The sequence below is a fragment of the Inquilinus sp. genome, assembly GCF_057815775.1.
On record NZ_JBYRFX010000119.1, the window covers coordinates 1 to 4658 of the forward strand.

The following is a 4658-nucleotide window of genomic DNA, read 5'->3' on the forward strand; positions in this document are numbered from 1 at the left end:
CCCGGCAGGGCCGGACGCGGATAATGCCGTTCGCCCGACCCGGTGCGCAAGACGAAGCCATCCGCCGCCGGGGCCACCGACCAGTCGCGCCCGGCCAGATGCAGCGGCGCGCCGGCCGATTCGGCCGCCCGGGTCAGCACGGCGATGGCGGCGTCGCTCTTCTGCGGCCCCACCACCATCGGCACGCCTGGCTTGGCGATGGCGCCCTTTTCCCCGGCGATCGCCTCGATCGTGTCGCCGAGGAACTGCATGTGGTCCATCGAGATCCGCGTGATCGCGGTGGCGGCCGGGCGTGGCACCACATTGGTGCTGTCGAACCGCCCGCCCAGCCCGACCTCGAGCAGCACGATGTCGGCCGGCACCTCCGAGAAGGCCAGGAAGGCGGCCGCGGTCGTCGCCTCGAAGAAGGTGATAGGCTCGCCGGCATTCAGCTGCTCGACCCGCTCCAGCAGCTCGACCAGCGCCGCGCCATCGATCAGCGACCCGGCGAGGCGGATGCGCTCATGGAAGCGGACCAGATGCGGCGAGGTGTAGACATGGACGCGATAGCCCGCCTCCTCCAGGAAGGCGCGCAGGAACGCGGTGGTCGAGCCCTTGCCGTTGGTGCCGCCGATATGCACGACCGGCGGCAGCCGCAGATGCGGGTCACCGAGCACGGCCAACAGCCGCTCGGTGCGGCCGAGCGACAGGTCGATCCGCTTCGGATGCAGATGGGTCAGCCGGTCGAGCGCGGCCTCGACCTTCGCCTGGGCGGCGGCGTCCACGCCGGCGTCAGGCACGATAGGCGGGCTCGCCCTCGATGGATGCGGCGGCGGCGAGATCGGCAGGGTCGACGGTGATCTCCAATGCGGCAGCATGGGCGCCGCCCAGCAGATGGCCCAGCGTGCGGATCAGCGTGTCGCGCAGATCCTTGCGCACCACCACCACGTCGACCATGCCGTGGTCGAGCAGGTATTCGGCACGCTGGAAGCCCTCCGGCAGGGTCTCGCGGATCGTCTCCTCGATCACCCGGGCGCCGGCGAAACCGATCTGCGACCCGCGTTCGGCGATGTGCACGTCGCCGACCATGGCGAAGGAGGCGGTGACGCCGCCGTTGGTCGGGTCGGTCAACACCACGATATAGGGCAGGCCCGCATCCTTGACCTGCTCGACCGCGATGATCGAGCGCGGCATCTGCATCAGCGACAGGATGCCTTCCTGCATCCGGGCGCCGCCGGAGGCGGGGACGACGACCAGCGGCGCATGCTGCATCACCGCCAGCTTGGACGCGGCGACCAGGCCCTCGCCCACCGCCGTGCCCATCGAGCCGGCCATGAAGTTGAAGTCGAAGGCGGCGATCACGGTGTCGCGGCCGCCCATCTTGCCATGGGCGACGACGATGGCGTCGCTGCGGCCGGACTTGGCCTGGGCTTCCTTCAGGCGGTCGGTGTAGCGCTTGGTGTCGCGGAACTTGAGCGGATCGATCGCCGGCTTCGGCAACTCGATCGTCTCGTACTTGCCGTCATCGAACAGCATGCCGAGCCGCTTGATCGGATCGAGCCGCATATGATGGCCGCAATGCTGGCAGACGTAGAGATTCGCCTCCAGATCGCGATGGAACAGCATCGCCTCGCAGTTCGGGCACTTCGTCCACAGATTGTCCGGCGTCTCCGGCCGGGACGAGGAGACGAGGGCCCGGATCTTCGGGCGGATGTAGTTTGTCAGCCAGTTCATGCCGCGGTTTTCCGCTTTTCAGCCGAAGACGTCAAGATCGAGGGCGCGAGTTCCAGGCCGGGCGTCCGCCTCTAAGGCTTGGGCACGAAGGCGGCGTCAGGAGGCGCCGCCGAAATCTGCTGCACCACCTCCGTCAGCGTCGTCATGCAGCAACTCAGCCACCACCCTCGCCGCGCGACACCGCCGGAGATCTCGACGGCTGTGACGTAGAGGGAGATCCCACCCTGCTCGAAGGCGACGAGCCACGTGTCGCCATCGTGACCGGCGGTGATGAAGCGCCGCATCGGCAGCGGCTCGACCACGGCATCCCCGACGTTGAACCGCTGGCCCTTCTAGGCCATGGCGTTCAATCCGGGGTTGTCCGTTCCCAGCGCCCGACGAATCGAGGCCGGAAGCGCCGCGAGCGACGTGACCTCCCGCAGCTGGTGGCCCTGCCATGGCACGGCGGATCCGGACGAGATCATCCCGGGCTCAGGCCCGGGACCTTGCGCGACGGGAGTTGCCGCGCAGGCCGCAAGCGCGACGATCAGGACGGCAGCACCGACACAGCCCCTCATCACCATGGCAGCCCCTCCCCCGGCAAGTCCCTGGCCTGGTCCGCACCGGCGGGCCGGAGACGCAGATCATCGCCAGGAGGCGCTGCCATTGTGGCGCAATGTTGGGGGCAGGCATTTCGGTCCCGGCCGGCATCTCCGGCCGGAACGCGTCGCAGCAAACGAGCGCCGATGCTATCGTGGCAGCGTCAGGTGGCCAATGAAGTCGACAACAATGCGCGGCATCGTCCGGAAAATGGGAAACGCCACAGGGGTTATCATTCCCGAGCCCTTGCTGGCGGAAATCGGGGCCAAGGCCGGCGACGACGTAGACATGGTCGTCGAGACGGGCCGTCTGATCATCGTGCCGAGCCGGGAGAATCCGCGAGCCGGCTGGGCAAATGACGCCCGGCGCCTTGCCGAAGCCAGCGACGACGCCCTCGTCTGGCCGGAATTCGACAATGATGAGACCAAGGCCGGCCAGCCGGCCGACGGCAACACGGAAACTCGACGGGCGAAGCCGACCGGCACCGGGACGCCAAGGCTGTCGATCGAGGACATCTGCTCGATGGGATGGCCCTCGTCCAAAATCTGACCGGCCATTCCGCAAGCGACGGTTTTCGGAACCGTCCTTTTTCTTCAAACGTCATTCCCGCGAAAGTGGGAATCTCTATCCAGACGAATGAGACGAGATCCCCGCTTTCGCGGGGATGACGAGGATGGGATGGCGATGATCGCGAGGCGTCACCGCGCCCCGCGGACGCCTTCGGCGAGGCGGCGGACCAGGGCCAGCGGCGAGTCGACCGTGGCCACGGTCGGTCGGCCATCGGCGTGCAGCGAATGCCGGATCTCCTCGACGATGGCGGAGCCGACCACCGCCGCATCGGCGATCCGGGCGATCGCCGCCGCCGCGTCCGGCGTGCGGATGCCGAAGCCAACCGCGACCGGCAGGTCGGTGTGCCGCCGCAGCCGGTCGATCGCCGGCTGCACTGCCGACGCATCGGCCGCGGCCGCGCCGGTGATGCCGGTGACCGAGACGTAGTAGATGAAGCCCGAGGTGTTGGTCAGCACCGCCGGCAGCCGTGCGTCATCTGTCGTCGGCGTCGCCAGGCGGATGAAATCCACCCCGGCGGCCAGCGCCGGCAGGCACAGCTCGCCATCCTCTTCCGGCGGCAGATCGACCACGATCAAGCCGTCGACCCCGGCCGCCTTGGCGTCGGCCAGGAAACGCGGCACGCCATAGGAATAGATCGGGTTGTAATAGCCCATCAGCACGATCGGCGTGGTCTCGTCCCCGGCGCGGAAGCGGCGCACGAGGTCGAGCGTCTTCGGCAGGGTCATGCCGGCAGCCAGGGCGCGCAGGCCGGCCGCCTGGATCGCCGGGCCGTCGGCCATCGGGTCGGTGAACGGCATGCCGATCTCGATCAGGTCGGCCCCGGCCTTGGGCAGGCCTTCGAGAATCTTGAAGCTGGTCTCGGCATCCGGGTCGCCGGCGGTCACGAAGGTGACGAGGGCGGCCCGGTTCTGCGCCTTCAGCTCGGCGAAGCGCGCGGTGATGCGGGTCATCAGATCGTCACTCCGAGCGCTTCGGCCACCGTGAAGATGTCCTTGTCGCCACGGCCGCTGAGGCACATGACGAGCAGATTGTCCTTGGGCAGGCCGGGGGCGATCTTCATCACATGCGCCAGCGCATGCGCCGATTCGAGCGCCGGGATGATGCCTTCGAGCTTGGCGCAGAGCTGGAACGCCTCGAGCGCTTCCGTGTCGGTAACCGGAGAATAGGTCACCCGGCCGACATCGTGCAGCCACGCATGCTCCGGCCCGATGCCGGGATAGTCGAGGCCGGCGGAGATCGAATGCGCCTCCTCGATCTGGCCGTCCTCGGTCTGCAGCAGGTAAGTGCGGTTGCCGTGCAGCACGCCGGGGCGGCCGCCCGACAGTGACGCGGCATGCTTGCCGGTCTCCACGCCATGGCCCGCCGCCTCGACGCCATGGATGGCGATGTCGGGCATGTCCAGGAACGGGTGGAACAGGCCGATGGCGTTGGAGCCGCCGCCGACCGCGGCCACCAGCGTGTCCGGCATGCGGCCTTCGGCCTGCATGATCTGCTCACGCGTCTCGTTGCCGATCACCGACTGGAAGTCGCGCACCAGCAGCGGATAGGGGTGCGGGCCTGCGACGGTGCCGATGATGTAGAAGGTGTCGTCGACATTGGTGACCCAGTCGCGCAGCGCCTCGTTCATCGCGTCCTTCAGCGTGCGGCTGCCGGAAACGACGGGCACCACCTCGGCGCCCAGCAGCTTCATGCGGAACACGTTCGGCTTCTGCCGCTCGATGTCGACTTCGCCCATGTAGATGGTGCAGGGCAGGCCGAACAGGGCGCAGACCGTGGCGGTGGCGACGCCGTGCTGC

Annotated in this window: 6 protein-coding genes; 1 reads left to right on the top strand and 5 read right to left on the bottom strand. The window is 68.3% G+C overall.

The features are described 5' to 3' along the window. The 3 genes from AC3XYG_RS04375 to AC3XYG_RS04385 form a co-directional block, all read right to left on the bottom strand. Window positions 1-779: bifunctional folylpolyglutamate synthase/dihydrofolate synthase (locus AC3XYG_RS04375; protein ID WP_489138592.1), on the bottom strand; the 779-nt coding region annotated here is incomplete at its 3' end. Beyond that, the gene (accD, locus tag AC3XYG_RS04380; protein WP_489138593.1) at window positions 772-1713 is read right to left on the bottom strand and encodes an acetyl-CoA carboxylase, carboxyltransferase subunit beta; all 942 of its coding nucleotides are present in this window, start codon (window positions 1711-1713) and stop codon (window positions 772-774) included. The genes accD and AC3XYG_RS04375, both read right to left, overlap by 8 nt. A gap of 71 nt (window positions 1714-1784) precedes the next feature. After that, complete coding sequence (locus tag AC3XYG_RS04385) at window positions 1785-2015, bottom strand: hypothetical protein (RefSeq protein ID WP_489138594.1); 231 nt, start codon at window positions 2013-2015, stop codon at window positions 1785-1787. Between the two features lie 466 nt (window positions 2016-2481). On the opposite strand from AC3XYG_RS04385, the gene AC3XYG_RS04390 reads away from it, so the two are divergent. Continuing rightward, window positions 2482-2841 carry an AbrB/MazE/SpoVT family DNA-binding domain-containing protein gene (locus tag AC3XYG_RS04390; protein WP_489138595.1) on the top strand — a complete coding sequence of 120 codons (360 nt, stop codon included), beginning with the start codon at window positions 2482-2484 and terminating at the stop codon, window positions 2839-2841. Between the two features lie 149 nt (window positions 2842-2990). Here the strand turns inward: AC3XYG_RS04390 and trpA are convergent, their stop codons facing one another. Together trpA and trpB are read right to left on the bottom strand one after the other, a co-directional pair. Then, entirely contained in the window at window positions 2991-3812 is an 822-nt protein-coding gene (trpA, locus tag AC3XYG_RS04395; protein ID WP_489138596.1) for a tryptophan synthase subunit alpha, read from the bottom strand. After that, on the bottom strand, window positions 3812-4658 hold an 847-nt coding region (gene trpB, locus AC3XYG_RS04400), incomplete at its 5' end, for a tryptophan synthase subunit beta (protein WP_489138597.1). The genes trpB and trpA, both read right to left, overlap by 1 nt.

Excerpts from the sequence above, each read along its gene's own strand:
- accD (WP_489138593.1), bottom strand. The coding sequence starts at position 1,713 with ATGAACTGGCTGACAAACTACATCCGCCCGAAGATCCGGGCCCTCGTC.
- AC3XYG_RS04390 (WP_489138595.1), top strand. The coding sequence starts at position 2,482 with ATGCGCGGCATCGTCCGGAAAATGGGAAACGCCACAGGGGTTATCATT.
- trpA (WP_489138596.1), bottom strand. The coding sequence starts at position 3,812 with ATGACCCGCATCACCGCGCGCTTCGCCGAGCTGAAGGCGCAGAACCGG.